The following is a 15,959-nucleotide window of genomic DNA, read 5'->3' as shown; positions in this document are numbered from 1 at the left end:
GCTCCTTGGTCGGGTGTCGGGTCAGGCCGGACGGCGGACGCCGTCGAGCAGGTCGTGCAGGACGTTGCCGTGCACGGGCAGCGAGTCGATCCGGAGCCCGTGCGGGGCGAGCGCGTCGGAGACGGCGTTCGCCAGGGCGACCGGGAAGCTCATGGAGCTGCCCTCGCCGCAGCCCTTGGCGCCCAGCGCGGTCAGCGGGGAGGGCGAGACCACGTGGTCGGTGACCAGCGGGAAACCCGCCTCCGCCGTCGTCGGGCAGAGGTAGTCCAGGAAGGTGGCCGCGGTCGGCTGGCCGCCCGCGGAGTAGGTGAACTCCTCGTACATCGCCCCGCCGAGGGCCTGGGTGAGGGCGCCGTACACCTGCCCGTCGACGAAGGTCTGGTTCAGCACGGTGCCGGCGTCGTGGACGCTGGACACCTGCTCGATGCGGATCTCCAGGGTGTCCGGATCGATCCGGAGGGCCACCAGCTCCACCACGAAGCCGTAGCAGAGGCTGGAGTTGATCTTCTCGTCCTTGGTGGCGGTCCGCGCGCTCCGGGGCGTGAACGCCGCCTCCTCGTAGAGGCGGGCCGAGGTGCCCTCGGGCAGTGCCCCCGGGTCCCAGTGCACGACACCGGCCGCATGCCGGAACTGGGCCGACCGGCCGGGGTCGCTCTTCAGCCGCACCGTGCCCTCGGCCAGCTCCAGCTCGTCGGGGTCCACCCCGAGGAGCACGCTCCCGGCCGACCGGATGGTCCGGGCGATGCGGTCGCACCCCTCGATGACCGCACTGGTGACCAGGGGGGCGAACCGGGAGGAGTAGCTGCCGGTGGTGACCGTCCACGGTGTGGTCGCCGTGTCCATGTCGATGACGACCCGGACCTGCTCCTCGGGCACGCCGAGCCGCCGGGCCGCGAGCTGCCGGGCGGTGGAGGCGTGGCCCTGGCCCTGCGGGACGCTGCCCAGCATCACCGTCACGACGCCCTGGATGTCGACGCTGACCCGGACGTGCTCGGTGGAACCCGACTTGTCCCGCCCGGCCTTGCGCTGGTCCGGTGGGACGGCTAGACCGACGTAGCCGATGTTGGTGCCGGAGGGGTCCACCACCGCGGCGATGCCGATGCCGTACAGCTCGCCCCGGGCGCGGGCCTCGGCCTGCCGGCGGCGCAGCTCCGGCAGGTCGGCGTTCCGCACGGCCAGGTCCACCGCCTGCTGGTAGTCCCCCGAGTCGTACACCCCACCGGTCGGCGTCTCGTAGGGGAACGCGTCGGCCGGCACGAGGTTGCGGCACCGCAGGTCGACGACGTCCAGCCCGGTGCGGGCGGCGATGTCGTCCATCAGCCGCTCCAGGCCGAAGTAGAGCTGCTGGCCGCCGAAGCCGCGGATGAGCCCGGTGGGCATCGTGTTGGTGACGACGGCGCGGGCCCGGATCTGCACCGCCGGGATCCGGTACGCACCGGTGATGTTGCCGTAGCACCGGTAGAGGGTGCTGGGTTCCGGCGGGCGCATGTAGGCGCCCACGTTGTCGACCAGGTCGGTGCGCAGCGCCGTGACCGTGCCGTCGGCCCGGACCGCCGCCTCGAACCGCATCATCCGGTCGGCCCCGGACGAGCTGGCCAGCAGGTGCTCGACCCGGTCCTCCGACCAGCGCACCGGCGTCCGGGCGTGCTTGGAGGCCAGCGCCATGAGCACCACGTAGGGGTAGATGCCGGCCTTGATGCCGAAGCTGCCGCCGATGTCGGCCGGCACGTGCAGGCGCACCCGGGAGGTCGGGATGCCGAGCGCGCCGGACATGACGGGGACCATGGTGAAGGGGCCGTGGAAGTTGGCCCACGCCTCGATCGCCGGGCCCGCGGAGTCCTCCGTCCAGTTCGCGATGACCGAGTAGCACTCCATCGGCGCCCCGGAGTACCGCGGGAAGTCGTACTCGCCGACGACCACGTGGTCGGCCTCCGCGAAGGCCCGGTCGACCTCGCCGAAGGTGAACGTGCGGTCGGTGGCGACGTTCGACCCCTGGGCCTCGTGCAGCAGCGGGGCGTCCGCCGCCAGCGCCGGACGGATGCCGATCACCGGGTCGAGCAGCTCGTAGTCGACCTCGACCAGCTCGGCGGCGTCCTCGGCGACGTACCGGTCGGCGGCGACGACGACGGCCACCGGCTCACCCACGTACCGCACCTTGTCCGTGCCGGTGGGGTAGTACGGCATGTCGGTGCTGACCGACAGCGGGAACGGCCGCAACGCGGCCAGCACCTCCTCGGGGCCGATGACCGCGGTCACCCCGGGGTGCCGGCGGGCCCGGCCCAGGTCGACCCGCGTGATCCGGGCGTGCGGGTGCGGGCTGCGGACGACCGCGGCGGTGAGGGTGCCCGGCAGCGGGTCCAGGTCGTCCAGGAAGCCGCCCTGCCCGGTGAGGAGGGGCGCGTCCTCCACGCGGCTGGGCGTCCAGCGCGGCGCGGTGGGACCCCCGGTGTGCTCGCTCGGGGTGGCCGCGTCGCTCGGGGCGGCCTCCTCCGGGACGACGGTCGAGCCGGCGGTGGTCTGGTCAGGCACGGTTGCCTCCGAGTTCCAGCTCGGCCAGGGGTTCGTAGTCCCCGGCGGTCAGGGTGCGGCGCAGGGTCTTGCCGACCGCCGAGCGGGGGATGGCCGCGACGGCGATGGCCCGCTTGGGCCGTTTGAGGGACGGCAGCCCGCTGGCGCCGGGCAGGTGGCGCTCCAGCTCGCGGAGCGCCTCGGCCGGGGCGATGCCGTCGGCCGGCACGACGAAGGCGGTGACCGCGCTGCCCCAGCGCGGGTGCGGCAGGCCGACGACGCAGACGTCGGCGACGGCCGGGCAGCGCACCAGGGCGGCCTCGATCTCGTCCGGGTAGATGTTCTCCCCGCCGGAGTTGATCATGTCGTCGACGCGGCCGGCGACCCACAGGTCGCCCTCCTCGTCGGCGGTGGCGAGGTCGCCGGTGTAGTACCAGCCGTCCCGGATGGACTTGGCGTCGGCGTCCGGGCGCTTCCAGTAGCCGGTGAACGCCTCGGGGCTGTCCATCGACACGATGACCTGGCCCTGCTCGCCGGGCGCGACCACCGCGTCGGGGTGCGCGCCGACCTCCGGCTCGACCAGCCGGACCCGGGAGAAGATGCCGGCGCGCCCCGCGCAGCCGGGCTTGCGGGCGCCCTCCGGACCGATGGTGAAGGTGTAGATCTCGGTGCTGCCGTAGTGGTTGACCAGCGCCTGGGGCCGCAGCCGGTCGACCAGCTCCTCGGCCAGTGCCGGGGTCATCGCCGCGCCGGCGTAGGCCAGCCGGTCGAGGCCGGTTCCGGCGTCGAACCCGTCCTCGCGCAGCAGCGACCAGTAGATGGTCGGCACCAGGTACAGCGCGGTGACGCCCTCGTCGCGGATCAGCTGGACCGACTCGGCGGCGTCGAACCTCGCCTGGGGCACCCAGGTGCCACCGCAGACCACGCTGGCGAGCAGGCTGCGCAGGCCCATGGTGTGGAACATCGGCATCACCCCGAGCACCACCTCACCCTGGCGCAGCTGGGCCTGCACCAGGTGGGCGACGGCGGCGGTGTGCTCGGCGCGGTGCGACCGGGGCACCCCCTTCGGCCGGCCGGTGGTCCCCGAGGTGTAGAGCATCACGCTGGTGTCGCCCTCGGCGGGCCGGGAGCCCAGCGGGCCGTCGGGCAGGCCGTCGGTGCGCAGCTCGGCGACGTCCCGGTGCGGTACGCCGGCCCCGGCCCCGGCGCCCGCGGCGGTCGGCGCCGTCGACGGATCGGTGACCAGGAGCGCCGGCTCGGCGTCGCCGAGGCAGTAGGCGAACTCGTCGACCGACAGCCGGGTGGACAGCGGCACGGAGACCGCCCCGGCCTTCTGCACGGCCAGGTGGAGACTGGCCAGCGGCTCGCCGCCGGCCAGCGACAGGGCGACCCGGTCGCCCGGCCGCACCCCCAGGTCGGTGAGCGCGCGGGCCAGCTGGTTGGTGTGGGCGTCCCACTGGCGGTAGGTCATGGGCCGCGGTCCGCCGACGGCCCGTCGGTCGGGGTGTCGCTCCGCGGTCCATGCCATGGCGGTGGCCAGGTCCACTGGGTGCCTCCGGTCAGATCTACAATGATCTAAGTCAGACCATACATCTTGGATTGTTAGGATGACAACGTGAGCGAGCGGTTGTCCCCCACGTCCTACGTGGTGCTCGGCATGATCGGTCTGCGCGGCCCCTCGACGTCGTACGACCTCAAGCGGGCGATCAACCGCTCCATCGGCTACTTCTGGGTCTTCCCGCACGCCGGGTTGTACTCCGAGCCCCAGCGGCTGGAGGCGATGGGGCTGCTGTCGGCGTCCAGCGAGCGGGACGGACGGCGGCGGCGCACGTACTCGCTCACCGACGAGGGGCTGCGCGAGCTGCGCGCCTGGCTGGCCGCCCCCACCAACGAGCACTTCCAGCTCCGCGACGTCGCCGAGCTGAAGCTGTTCTTCAACGAGCTGGGCGACCCGGCCAACGTCGGCCAGCTGGCCCGCGAGCAGATCGCGCAGCACGAGCAGCGGATCCGTGTCTACGAGGACATGCAGAAGCGGTACGGCGCCGTCGACAGCGTGGCGCCGCGGATGATGACCCTCCGGCTGGGGCTGGAGATGGAGCACGCCGCCCTGCGGTTCTGGACGTCGCTGGCCCGGGACCTGGACGGCGTGGAGTCCCCGCCGTCCAGCTCAGCGGTGCACCCGCAGAGCTGACCGGCGCCCCGGGCGCGGGACCGGCTCACAGCGACAGGTGGATGTGCTTGAGCTCGGTGAACTGCTCCAGGCCCTCCAGCCCGCGGGTGCGACCCAGCCCCGACATCCGCATGCCACCGGAGGGCATCTCCGCGTAGGACCGGTTGTAGCCGTTGACCCACACCGTGCCCGCCTTGAGCTGCCGGGCGATCGCGAACGCCCGGCCGGTGTCCCCGGACCACACCGAGGCCGCCAGGCCGAACGGTGTCCCGTTGGACAGCGCCACCGCGTCGTCCTCCGAGGCGTAGGACTCCAGCATCAGCACCGGCCCGAAGATGTCCTCCTGGACCAGCGGCGAGGTCACCTCGACGTCGGTCACCAGCGCCGGGGTCAGGAAGTGCCCGGGCAGTCCGTCCGGGTGCACCTCCTCGCCACCGGTGACCAGCCGCGCGTCCCGGCGGGCCAGGTCGAGGTAGCCGGTCACCTTCTCGAGGGCGGCGGGGCCGATCAGCGGGCCCAGCGCCGCGGACCGGTCGCGCGGGTCCGCCGGGGCGAGCCGGGTCAGCCCGGCCGCGAGCAGCTCCTGCGCCCGGGACAGCTGGTCCTGGTGGACGAGCACCCGGGTGCAGGCCATGCACATCTGCCCGCTGGTGATCACCGACGCCCGGCCGGCCGCGGTGAGCGCGGCCTCCAGGTCGGCGTCGGGCAGCACCAGCATGGAGGCCTTGCCGCCCAGCTCCAGCAGCGGCCGGGTCATCGTCTCCGCCGCGTCGCGCAGCACGGCCTGGCCGGCCGCGGTGGAGCCGGTGATGGCCACCGCGGCCGTACCCGGGTGGCGGACCAGCGCCGAGCCGACGTCCGCACCGCCGGGGACGACCTGCAGCGCGTCGGCCGGGACACCCGCCCGGTGACCGAGTGCCACCACCCGGTTGGTCACGTGCACCGTCTGCGGGCTCGGCTTGACCACCGCGGTCACCCCCACCGCGAAGGCGGGCGCGAGGTCGCGCAGGAGCAGGAGCACCGGCCAGTTCCACGGGGTGATGAACACCGTCGGGCCGACCGGCTCCCGGACCAGGTGGGCCTCGGTCCCGTCGTGCAGGCTGCCCGCGCGCCCGAGCGGCAGGCGGGCCAGGCCCGAGTTGTACCGCAGCGCGTCGATGCTCCCGGCGATCTCGAGGGCGGCCTCGGCGGCCGGCTTGCCGGTCTCCCGGACCAGGTCGGCCGCCAGGGCGTCGGTCTCGGCGGCGATGAGGTCGGCCCAGGCGTGCAGCACGGCGGCCCGCCGCCGGTGGTCCCGGGGCCACGGGCCGGACATCCCCGCCGCCGCCGCGGCGACCGCCGTCTCGATCTGCGCGGCACCGGCGCTCTCGACGGCGGGCAGTTCCTCGAGGGTGGCCGGGGCGACCGGCCGGAGCCGCTCGGCCGTCGTCACACGAACACCCCGCCGCCGTCGACCACGACGGTCTGCCCGGTGACGAAGCCGGACGTCGGCCCGGCCAGCCACGTCACCGCGCCGACCAGGTCGTCGGGCACCATGGCGCGGGGGATGGCGCGGGCCTTCGCCGCGACCGCCAGGTACTCGCCCGTGTTGAGCTGGCGGCTGGCCTCGTCGTCGACCAGGCCGGGTGCGACGGCGTTGACCGTCGTCCCGTCGCCGCCGAGCTCCCGGGCGGCCGCGCGGGTGAGCCCCTCGACCGCCGCCTTGGACGCGACGTAGTGCGCGAACCCCGGGGCGCCGTTGCGGGACACCACCGAGGCGATGTTCACGATGCGTCCCTGCCCGCCGGCCGCCAGTGCCGGCGCCGCGGCCTTGATGACCTGCCAGGTGCCGACCACGTTGACCCGCAGCACGAGGTCCCAGTCGGCCTCGGTGAGCTCGACGAGCGGGCGCTTGCCGCCCAGCGTGCGGTAGACGGCGGCGTTGTTCACCACGCTGTGCAGGCCGCCGAACTCCTTGGTGGCGGTGTCCACCGCGCGCTGCACGGCGGCGCCGTCGGTGATGTCGCAGGGCACGAAGACCGCGCGGCCGGGGCCGGCGGCCGTGGCGTCGGCGGCCAGCCGGTGCCCGGCGTCCTCGACCGAGGGCAGGTCGGTGGCGACGACGTGCGCGCCGGCGCCGGTGAACGCGGTGAGGTAGGTCGCCCCGATGTCGCCGGTGACACCGGTGAGCAGGACGACGCGGTCGGTGAGTGGTGTGGTCATGGGCGGTGTCCTCTCGAAGGCGGCGTCAGCCGCGGGTCGGGGAGTCGGTGCCGGGGTGGGAGGACTCGACGTCGGTGTCGACCGGCGCCAGGCGGTCGAGGGCGCCGCGCGTCTCCGGGCTGGCGGCCACGGCCACCAGGAACACCACGACCGATCCGACGACGAAGATCGTCAGGCGGCTGGGGATGTCGGAGACGGCCGGGCTGAGCAGGGTCACGAAGGTGGGCAGCAGGCCGCCGAGCATGAACCCGGTGTTCCAGCTGATCGCCGTGCCCCGGGAGCGGATCGCGGTGGGGTACCGCTCGTTGAGGAAGATCATCACCGGGGCGTACGCCGCGTTGGCGAAGAACGCCAGCAGGCAGGACAGCAGCAGGATCTGCACGGTGCCCGACGGCTCCATGTTGGCCAGGACCAGCAGGACCGCCGGCAGGAGCACCACGTTCAGCGCGCCGATGAGCAGCATCGTCCTGCGCCGGCCGAGCCGTTCGCTCAGCTCCCCGGCCCCGGTGGCCGCGACCACGACGACGAGGCTCGCGACGAGCAGCACCCACCCCCGTGGTCCGGCCGGCATCTCCACCACCGAGCCGAGGTAGGTCGGCAGGAAGCCCGACGTCAGGTAGTACTGCGCTCCCGCGCCGGCCGCCACGGCGATGTTGAGGAAGGTGACGGCGCGGTACTTGCCGACGAACAGGTCCTTGAAGCGCATCTTCTCGGTGGGCGCCTTCACCCCGGACGCCTTGGCCTCCGCCTGGGCCTCCAGCCACATCGGCGACTCCTCGACCTTGCGGAGCACGAACAGGCTCAGCAGCGCGCCGATCAGGCCGGTGAAGAACATGACCCGCCAGCCCCAGCCGTTGAAGGAGTCGCCGGGGAAGATCCAGGTGATCACGATGAAGGCGATGCTGGCGAACGCGGCGCCGAGGCCCGCGCCACCGCCACCGATCAGGCCGCTCATCAGGCCGCGGTACCTCGCCGGGACGCTCTCGGTGCCCAGGGTGTGCGTCGTGGCGGTGACCCCGCCGACGAACAGACCCTGGACGATCCGGATGGCGATGAAGATGATCGGTGCGACCACCCCGATCGACGCGTAGCTGGGTACCAGGCCGAGCGCCGCGGTGGACAGCCCGACGCCGGCCAGAACGGTGACCATGATCTTCTTGCGGCCGATGCGGTCGGCCAGCTCACCGAAGAAGGCGGCACCGCCGGGGCGCATGATGATGCTCACCGCGAAGGACGCGAAGACGAGCGCCAGGCTCAGCGTCTCGCTCTCCGCGGGGAAGATCGCGGCGCCGACCGGCCCCGCGACGTAGAGCAGGATGAACAGGTCGAACAGGTCGAAGGCCCACCCCATCACCGACGCGAACGCGGCGGGGAGGGGCGACTTGGCGGGTGGCGGACTGGTCTGCTGCGACATGGGTGTCACCGGGTTCCGTGAGCGGCGGACGGTGGAGGGACGATCAGGGCTGGGCGAGGTCGGGTGGACGGCGGGGCGGGCGAGCCGGTCATCGGGGGACTCCTCGGCGCGGCTCCTGCCAGGTCCGGTCCCGCTCCCCCGTCCAGCGGCGCTCGTACTCGACGTCGAGCCCGAGCAGGTCCAGGGAGCGGTTGACGGTGTCGTCGACGATCTCGGCGACCGTCGTCGGCCGGGTGTAGAAGGCCGGCACCGGCGGCATGACCACGGCACCGGCCTCGGTGACCTGGGCCATCAGCCGCAGGTGGCCGGCGTGCAGCGGCGTCTCGCGGAGCAGCAGCACCAGCCGCCGGCGCTCCTTGAGCGTCACGTCGGCCGCGCGGACGACGAGGTCCTCGTCGTAGCTGTTCGCGATGCCGGACAGCGTCCGCACGCTGCACGGGGCGACGAGCATGCCGGCGACCCGGAACGACCCGCTGGAGATCGCCGCACCGAGGTCGTTGGGCGAGTGCACGACGCTCGCCCGGTCGCGGACGCTCTGCACCGAGAGGTCGGTCTCGTGGCTGAGCGTCGCGATGCCGGACCTGGTCATCACCAGGTGCGTCTCGATCCCGGCCTCGGCCAGCCGATCGAGCGCGCGGACGCCGTACACGGCCCCCGAGGCGCCGGTGATCGCGACGACCACACGGGTGGGCTCAGCCATGGAGCCCGGGCTCCAGCATGCCGAGCAGAGCGCCCAGCCGACCGGGGTCGCGGACGGCCGACCGCATCTCGGCGTACCGCTCACCGGCGGCCGCGGGCCCGACGGTGGCGTCGAGGGCCAGCTTGGCGGTGCTCCCGTCGGGGGCGGCGGAGGGGTCCAGCCCGCCCCCGCGCACCCGCGGCACGACCATGAGGTCCGTGTCGGCCTGGAACCGGGTGGCCACCGCCCAGCCGACCTGCTCGTCGTCGAAGACGTCGACGTCGTCGTCGACGACCACCACCAGCTTGACCGGGGCCAGCGCGGCGAACACCGCCATCGCCGCGTGGAACGCGGCCCCGGGGCCGGCCCGGCGCACCGAGACGACGGCGTGCATCCGGCAGGAGCCGGCCTCGGTCAACCGGACGGCGCGGGCGGGCACCCCCGCGCGCCCCAGGGCGGTCATCAGCCGGGCCTCCCGCGGCAGCCCGCCGACCCAGAAGTGCTCGCGCCCGCCGGACAGGATGGTCTGCACGATCGGCTGCGCGCGGCGGAACCGCCGGCTCAGCTCCAGCACCGGCGCCGGGCCACCCGGCCCGTAGGTGCGCGGGTACTCCCCGAAGGGGCCCTCCTCCGCCCGGCGGCCGGCCCGCAGGTGGCCGAGCAGGACGACCTCCGCGCGGGCGGGCACCGGCGTGGGGTGCCCGGGCAGGCGGACGACCTCCAGGGGGCGGGGGTGCAGTGCGCTCGCCACCCCGAGGTCGTCGATGCCGGCCTCCGCGGGGGCCTGCGATGCCAGCGTCAGCAGCGGGTCGACGCCGATGACCAGGGCCACCGGGAGGTCCTCCCCGCGGGACTCGTGCTCGTCGAAGACCTGGCGCAGCCGGCCGGGGAGCAGCAGGGCCCGCAGCTCGCGCGGGCCGGCGACCTGCAGCCGGTTGATCGACAGGTTGGTGAGGCCGCTGCGGGGGTCCTGGACGCAGAGCAGCGCCGAGGTGACGTACCGGCCGCCGTCGCGCTCGTGCTGGACCGGCAGCGGCAGGTCCGACAGCAGGTCCGGGCCGTCGTCCTCCACCTCGGCCACCGGGGCGTCGGCCGGCGCGACCTCGGTCAGCGGCGCGGGCGAGCCGATCGCCGCAGCCAGCCGGCGCACGACGTCCTGGTCGGCGCAGCGGATCGCCTGCGCGAAGTGCCGGCGCTGCGACACCGTGTTCCCCACCAGGGGGAAGGCCGCGCCGTCGACGTCCTCGAAGAGCACCGCCGAGACGCCGTCGCACCGGGTCAGGACGGCCGCGACCTCCTGGTCGCCGTCGATGGAGCCGCGGAGCCGGCGCAGGTCGCCCTGCTGGTCGAGCAGCGCCAGCCAGCCACGCAGGTCCGGGAGCTCCGGCCACGTCGTGATCGTCGTCACGCTCTCTCCTCAGGGAACCGTGGCGCACAATCGAACGTCCGTCCTGCACCGTCGGATTTGGACGATGTGAACGGTAGGGTGTGCCTCGGATCACGTCAAGAGGCGTCCCCTCGCGCAGCGGCCGAGAGCACGGGAGCTCAGCACGCCCCCTCGGGGCCGTCGTCCCGATAGCGTCCGGGAACCGGGGGCGGGACGGAGGCGAGCAGATGCAGCGCGTCATCGAGGGCACCCGGCCACGCGTGGTCGTCGTCGGCGGCGGGTTCGCCGGTTTCTCGGCGCTGCGCCACCTGCAGCGGCACCTGGCCCCCGACGTCGCCGACCTGGTGCTGGTCAACCCGACCGACTACCTGCTCTACAGCCCGCTGCTGCCGGAGGTCGCGACCGGGGTGGTCGAGGCGCGGCACATCGCCGTCTCGCTGCGCCGGGCACTGCCGCGGGTACGGCTGCTGCTCGGCCGCGTCACGGGTGTCGACCTGGCGGCCCGGACCGTCCAGGTGCAGCCGGTCGCCGGCGCCGGCGAGCCGGCGGGCCTGACCTGGGACCGGCTGGTCCTGGTCCCCGGATCGGTCACCCGGCAGGTGCCGGTGCCCGGCGTCCCCGAGCACGGCCGGGGGCTCAAGACGCTGGTGGAGGCAGTGTTCCTGCGCGACCACCTGCTCCAGCAGCTCGACCTCGCCGACGCCCAGCCGGACACGCCGGACGGGCGCGCCGAGCGCCGTGCCCTGCTCACCGTGGTCGCCGTCGGCGCCGGGTACACCGGCACCGAGGTGGTCGCGCAGACCCAGCGCTGGTTGCGCACCATCGAACGCCGCTGGGACCGCACCCGGGCCGGGGACGTCCGCTGGATCCTGGTCGACGCCGCCTCGGCGGTGCTGCCCGAGCTCGGGCCGGACCTGGGCAGGCGGGCGCTGGACCTGCTCCGCCGCCGCGGGGTGGACGTACGGCTGGGGACGGCGGTCGCCTCCGCCGACGAGACCGCCGTCCGGCTGACCGACGGGACCACGGTGGCCACCCGGACGCTCCTCTGGGGCGTCGGGGTGGTGGCCAGTCCGCTGATCGGTGAGCTCGGGCTACCGACCCGCCGGGGGCGGCTGGTCGTCGACGAGACCCTCGGCGTCCCCGGGCACCCGGACGTGTGGTCGGCCGGCGACGCGGCGGCCGTCCCGGACCTGGCCGCCCGCCGGGCCGGCGGCGAGCCGCCGGACACCCCGCCGACGGCACAGCACGCCCAGCGGCAGGGCACGGTGCTGGGCAGGAACGTCGCGGCCTCCCTGGGGGTCGGCTGCCCGCGGGCCTACCGGCACCGCGACCTCGGCCTGGTCGCCGACCTCGGCGGCTGGGACGCGGTCGCCAAGCCACTGGGGGTGCCGCTGACCGGGCCGCTGGCCAAGGTGGTCACCCGCGGGTACCACCTGTACGCGCTGCCGGCGATGGCCAACAGGGTCCGGGTGGCCACCGACTGGTTGTTCCAGACCGTCCTGCCGCCGGAGTCCACCCAGCTGTCCGTGGTGCGCCTGGAGGACGCCCGGCTGGCCGCCGCGCAGGGCGTCGCCCCGGCGCCCACGAGGTCCGGCGACGAGCCGGCGGTCAGTTCCGGGAGCTGACCCGGTTCCTCCTGCTGACACCGCCGTCCCGGGAGGAGCCCGTGCCACCGGGGTGGTGCCCGGTCACCCGCGGCTGCTCGGGGGGTGCAGCCACGGGTGACCGGAGCCTGCTACAGGCGCTGCGCCAGCCGGTGGTAGGCCGCGCTCCAGCGCAGCTCCTTGGCCAGGCTGCGCCGGGTGGTGTCGGCGTCGATCACCACGAGCTCGGTGTCGAACACCTCGGCGAGGTCGGTGAGCTCCTCGGTGCCGAGCTGGGTGGACAGCACCGTGTGGTGCGGGCCGCCCGCGGTCAGCCAGCCCTCGGTCGCCGTCTCGAAGTCCGGCCGCGGCTCCCAGACGGCCCGGGCGACGGGCAGGTTGGGCAGCGGCTCGGAGGGCTCGACGACGTCGATCTCGTTGGCGACCCAGCGGAACCGGTCACCGAGGTCCGACCAGCCGATGGTCACCCCGGCGCCGGGGGCGGCGTCGAACACCAGCCGGGCGGGGTCCTCACGGCCGCCGATGCCCAGCGGGTGGACCTCCAGGCGCGGCTTCTCCCCGGCGATCGTCGGGCACACCTCGAGCATGTGCGCCCCGAGGATCTTGGGGACGTCGGAGGCCAGGTCGTAGGTGTAGTCCTCCATGAAGGACGTCCCACCCGGCAGCCCGGCCGCGGCCGTCTTGAGCACCCGCAGCAGCGCCGAGGTCTTCCAGTCGCCCTCGCCGCCGAAGCCGTAGCCGTCGGCCATCAGCCGCTGGACGGCGAGACCCGGCAGCTGCCGCAGGCCCCCGAGGTCCTCGAAGTTCGTGGTGAACGCCCCGAAGCCGCCCTCGGTGAGGAACTGCCGCAGCGCCACCTCGATCCGCGCCTGGTAGCGGACGCTGGCGTGCCGGTCCCCGCCGGGGCGGAGGTCGTCGTCCATGTCGTACAGGTCGCCGTACTCGGCGACCACCGCGTCGACGTCGCCGTCGGGCACGGCGGTGACCACCTCGACCAGGTCGTTCACGCCCCAGGTGTTCACCGACATGCCGAAGCGGATCTCCGCCTCGACCTTGTCGCCCTCGGTCACCGCGACGTTGCGCATGTTGTCGCCGAAGCGGGCCAGCCGCAGGCCGCGGGCCTCCGCGGCGCCGGCCGCGGCGCGGGCCCACGAGCCCACCCGCCGGGCGACCCGCGGGTTGCTGACGTGGCCGGCGACGGTGGTGCGCGGGGTCCGCAACCGGGTCAGCATGAAGCCGTACTCGCGGTCGCCGTGGGCGGCCTGGTTCAGGTTCATGAAGTCCATGTCGATCGTCGCCCACGGCAGGGCGGCGTCGGCCTGGGTGTGCAGGTGCAGCAGCGGCTTGCGCAGCGCGTCCAGCCCGCTGATCCACATCTTCGCCGGGGAGAAGGTGTGCATCCAGGTGATGACGCCGAGGCATGCCGGGTCCTCGTTCGCCTCGCCCATGAGCCGGCGGATGGCGCCGGCGTCCTTGAGCACCGGCTTCCAGACGACCCGCACCGGGACGTCGGCCGAGTCGTCGAGCGCGGCGGCGACCCGCTGGGACTGCTCGGCGACCTGCTGGAGGGTCTCCTCGCCGTACAGCCCCTGGCTGCCGGTGAGGAACCAGATCTCGCTGCCTTCGAACGGCACCTGCACGTCCTTCCTCACTGTCCGTAGACGTTCTGGTAGCGCGCGTACAACGAGTCGATGTCCGCCTGCGCGATGGGGAGCGGTTCGCCGAGCTGGCGGGAGAAGTGCACGGTCCGGGCGACGTCCTCGGTCATCACCGCGGCCTTGACCGCGGCCTTCGCCGAGGGGCCGATGGTGAAGACGCCGTGGTTGCGCATCAGCACCGCCGGTGACCGGGAGCCGGTGAGCGTCTCCACGATCCCCCGGCCGATCGAGTCGTCGCCGATCAGCGCGAACGGGCCGACCGGGATCGACCCGCCGAACTCGTCGGCCATCGCGGTCAGGACGCAGGGGATCTCCTCCGCCCGCGCCGCCCAGGCGGTCGCGTACGGGCTGTGCGTGTGCACCTGGCCGTCGACCTGCGGCATGTGCCGGTAGACGTAGGCGTGCGCGTCGGTGTCGCTGGAGGGCCGCTTCACGCCGTCGACGGCGTTGCCGTCGAGGTCGCAGACGGTGACGCCCTCCCAGGTCAGCTCGTCGTACTCGACGCCGCTGCCCTTGATCACGAACAGGTCCTCGCCGGGGACCCGCTCGGAGACGTTGCCGGAGGTCCAGGTGACCAGCTGGTAGCGGGTCAGGTAGGAGTGCAGCGCGGCGACGTGCTCGCGCTGCTCGCGGTGGGTGCCGCCCTCGGTCAGGGTGCTGGTCATGCCGGCTGCTCCTCGGTGTCGGTGGTCTGCGGCCCGGCCGGACGGGAGCCGAGGCCCACGTGCTCCACGGCGGCCCGCTGGACCGGCAGTGCGGCGACGTACCGCTGCATGAACGCGTCGAAGCCCGCGACGTCGCCCGGGTCGGGCTCGACGGTCTGCAGGCTGGTGCCGGTGAAGACCGTGCTGTCCAGGTAGTCCGCCAGGGTCCCCTCCGGTGAGCGCCTGGTGGCGAAGGCGGCCAGGACGGCGATGCCCCACGCGCCCCCCTCCGCGGCGACGTCCCCGACGGAGACCGGGGTGTCGATCGCCGCGGCCAGGAAGCGCTGTGCCACGCCCTCGGTCTTGAACAGGCCGCCGTGCGCGAACATCCGGTCGAGCCGCACGCCCTCGGTCTTCTGCAGGACGTCCATGCCGATCCTGAGCGTGGCCAGGGACGAGAACAGGTGCGTCCGCATGAAGGTGCCGAGGTCCAGCCGGCTGTCCGGGGACCGCAGGAAGAGCGGCCGGCCCTCCTCGAGGTCGGTGATGGGCTCGCCGGAGAGGTAGTTGTAGGCGAGCATCCCGCCGCAGTCGCTCTTTCCACCCAGTGCGGCGGAGAAGAGGGTCTCGAAGACCTGCGCCGGGTCGACCTCGGCACCCAGCGCCCGGGCGAACTCGGTGAACAGCGCGGCCCACGCGTCGAGCTCACTGGCCCCGTTGTTGCAGTGCACCATGGCCACCGGGTCGCCGGCCGGTGTGGTGACCAGGTCCAGCTCGCGGTGCGCCTGGGAGAGCTCCTGCTCGAGCACGACCATGGCGAAGATGCTCGTCCCGGCGGAGACGTTGCCGGTGCGCGGGGCGACCGAGTTGGTGGCGACCATGCCCGTGCCCGCGTCACCCTCCGGGGGGCAGAGCGGGATCCCCGGGCGCAGCTGCCCGGTCGGGTCGAGCAGCCGCGCACCCGCCTCGGTGAGCGCGCCGGCCGGCCGCCCGGCGGGAGCGATGGCGGGCAGCAGGTCGACCAGGCTCAGCTCGACGCCGCCCTCGGCAGCCAGCTGGTCGAACCGGGTCAGCATCGCGGTGGAGTACCCGCCGGTGGCGGCGTCGATCGGGAACATGCCGCTGGCATCGCCGATGCCGAGGACCTTCTCGCCGGTGAGCTGCCAGTGCACGTAGCCGGCCAGGGTCGTCAGGTGGTCCAGCCGACCGACGTGCTCCTCGCGGTCCAGCACGGCCTGGTACAGGTGCGCGACGCTCCACCGGTGCGGGATGTTGACGCCGAACTCGGCGCTGAGCCGCTCGGCCGCTCGCCCCGTGTTCGTGTTGCGCCAGGTGCGGAACGGCGCGAGCAGCTCACCGTCGGCATCGAAGGCGAGGTAGCCGTGCATCATCGCCGACACGCCGAGCGCGCCGACTCCTGCCAGCTCGACCCCGTGACGCCGCCGGACGTCCTCCGCCAGGGCCGCGACGCTCTGCTGCGCCCCTGACCAGACGGCCTCCAGCGAGTACGTCCACAGCCGGTCGACGAGCTGGTTCTCCCAGTCGGAGCTGCCGACGGCGAGCGGCGCGTGGTCCGGGCCGATCAGCACTGCCTTGATCCGGGTGGACCCGAGCTCGATCCCGAGGGCCGTGCGGCCCGAGGCGATCACACTGCCGGCGTCCTTCGTCATGTCCGCAGCCCCTTCCGCGACCG

Annotated in this window: 12 protein-coding genes; 2 read left to right on the top strand and 10 right to left on the bottom strand. The window is 73.8% G+C overall.

The window, feature by feature from the left end:
- Positions 1 to 21: 21 nt before the first annotated feature.
- Together HL189_RS03095 and HL189_RS03090 are read right to left on the bottom strand one after the other, a co-directional pair.
- Entirely contained in the window at positions 22 to 2,529 is a 2,508-nt protein-coding gene (locus tag HL189_RS03095; RefSeq protein ID WP_369132240.1) for a xanthine dehydrogenase family protein molybdopterin-binding subunit, read from the bottom strand.
- Positions 2,522 to 4,036, bottom strand: a complete 1,515-nt coding sequence (locus HL189_RS03090) for a class I adenylate-forming enzyme family protein (protein ID WP_369132624.1) — start codon at positions 4,034 to 4,036, stop codon at positions 2,522 to 2,524. Before HL189_RS03090 ends, HL189_RS03095 begins: the two co-directional genes overlap by 8 nt.
- A gap of 87 nt (positions 4,037 to 4,123) precedes the next feature.
- On the opposite strand from HL189_RS03090, the gene HL189_RS03085 reads away from it, so the two are divergent.
- Positions 4,124 to 4,699: a PadR family transcriptional regulator gene (locus HL189_RS03085; RefSeq protein WP_369132239.1), complete on the top strand. Its 576-nt coding sequence runs from the start codon at positions 4,124 to 4,126 to the stop codon at positions 4,697 to 4,699.
- A 25-nt stretch (positions 4,700 to 4,724) separates the two neighbouring features.
- On the opposite strand, the gene HL189_RS03080 is transcribed toward HL189_RS03085, so the two are convergent.
- From HL189_RS03080 to HL189_RS03060, 5 genes are all read right to left on the bottom strand, one after another.
- Complete coding sequence (locus HL189_RS03080; protein WP_369132238.1) at positions 4,725 to 6,110, bottom strand: aldehyde dehydrogenase; 1,386 nt, start codon at positions 6,108 to 6,110, stop codon at positions 4,725 to 4,727.
- Positions 6,107 to 6,880, bottom strand: coding sequence for an SDR family NAD(P)-dependent oxidoreductase (locus HL189_RS03075; RefSeq protein ID WP_369132237.1), 774 nt, complete (start codon positions 6,878 to 6,880; stop codon positions 6,107 to 6,109). The genes HL189_RS03080 and HL189_RS03075 overlap by 4 nt, the downstream gene beginning before the upstream one ends.
- Before the next feature lie 25 nt (positions 6,881 to 6,905).
- Positions 6,906 to 8,294 carry an MFS transporter gene (locus tag HL189_RS03070; protein WP_369132236.1) on the bottom strand — a complete coding sequence of 463 codons (1,389 nt, stop codon included), beginning with the start codon at positions 8,292 to 8,294 and terminating at the stop codon, positions 6,906 to 6,908.
- Positions 8,295 to 8,382: 88 nt separating this feature from the next.
- Positions 8,383 to 8,994 carry a UbiX family flavin prenyltransferase gene (locus HL189_RS03065; RefSeq protein ID WP_369132235.1) on the bottom strand — a complete coding sequence of 204 codons (612 nt, stop codon included), beginning with the start codon at positions 8,992 to 8,994 and terminating at the stop codon, positions 8,383 to 8,385.
- Entirely contained in the window at positions 8,987 to 10,381 is a 1,395-nt protein-coding gene (locus tag HL189_RS03060) for a UbiD family decarboxylase (protein ID WP_369132234.1), read from the bottom strand. Before HL189_RS03060 ends, HL189_RS03065 begins: the two co-directional genes overlap by 8 nt.
- Before the next feature lie 206 nt (positions 10,382 to 10,587).
- On the opposite strand from HL189_RS03060, the gene HL189_RS03055 reads away from it, so the two are divergent.
- Positions 10,588 to 11,985, top strand: coding sequence for an NAD(P)/FAD-dependent oxidoreductase (locus HL189_RS03055; protein WP_369132233.1), 1,398 nt, complete (start codon positions 10,588 to 10,590; stop codon positions 11,983 to 11,985).
- A gap of 110 nt (positions 11,986 to 12,095) precedes the next feature.
- Here the strand turns inward: HL189_RS03055 and araA are convergent, their stop codons facing one another.
- Genes araA through HL189_RS03040 form a run of 3 tightly spaced genes read right to left on the bottom strand, consistent with a single transcriptional unit; the run spans position 12,096 to position 15,936 of the window.
- Complete coding sequence (gene araA, locus HL189_RS03050) at positions 12,096 to 13,598, bottom strand: L-arabinose isomerase (protein ID WP_369132232.1); 1,503 nt, start codon at positions 13,596 to 13,598, stop codon at positions 12,096 to 12,098.
- Between the two features lie 14 nt (positions 13,599 to 13,612).
- Positions 13,613 to 14,287 (bottom strand): L-ribulose-5-phosphate 4-epimerase, encoded by a 675-nt coding sequence (locus tag HL189_RS03045; RefSeq protein ID WP_369132231.1) that lies wholly within the window; start codon positions 14,285 to 14,287, stop codon positions 13,613 to 13,615.
- Complete coding sequence (locus tag HL189_RS03040) at positions 14,284 to 15,936, bottom strand: xylulokinase (protein ID WP_369132230.1); 1,653 nt, start codon at positions 15,934 to 15,936, stop codon at positions 14,284 to 14,286. Before HL189_RS03040 ends, HL189_RS03045 begins: the two co-directional genes overlap by 4 nt.
- Between the last annotated feature and the right edge of the window lie 23 nt (positions 15,937 to 15,959).

This window comes from Modestobacter sp. I12A-02662, assembly GCF_041028325.1.
Classification (GTDB): Bacteria; Actinomycetota; Actinomycetes; order Mycobacteriales; family Geodermatophilaceae; genus Modestobacter.
This window is presented reverse-complemented; position numbering and strand designations above follow the sequence as displayed.

Excerpts from the sequence above, each read along its gene's own strand:
- HL189_RS03075 (WP_369132237.1), bottom strand. The coding sequence starts at position 6,880 with ATGACCACACCACTCACCGACCGCGTCGTCCTGCTCACCGGTGTCACC.
- HL189_RS03065 (WP_369132235.1), bottom strand. The coding sequence starts at position 8,994 with ATGGCTGAGCCCACCCGTGTGGTCGTCGCGATCACCGGCGCCTCGGGG.
- HL189_RS03055 (WP_369132233.1), top strand. The coding sequence starts at position 10,588 with ATGCAGCGCGTCATCGAGGGCACCCGGCCACGCGTGGTCGTCGTCGGC.
- HL189_RS03090 (WP_369132624.1), bottom strand. The coding sequence starts at position 4,036 with ATGGCATGGACCGCGGAGCGACACCCCGACCGACGGGCCGTCGGCGGA.
- HL189_RS03045 (WP_369132231.1), bottom strand. The coding sequence starts at position 14,287 with ATGACCAGCACCCTGACCGAGGGCGGCACCCACCGCGAGCAGCGCGAG.
- HL189_RS03040 (WP_369132230.1), bottom strand. The coding sequence starts at position 15,936 with ATGACGAAGGACGCCGGCAGTGTGATCGCCTCGGGCCGCACGGCCCTC.
- HL189_RS03070 (WP_369132236.1), bottom strand. The coding sequence starts at position 8,294 with ATGTCGCAGCAGACCAGTCCGCCACCCGCCAAGTCGCCCCTCCCCGCC.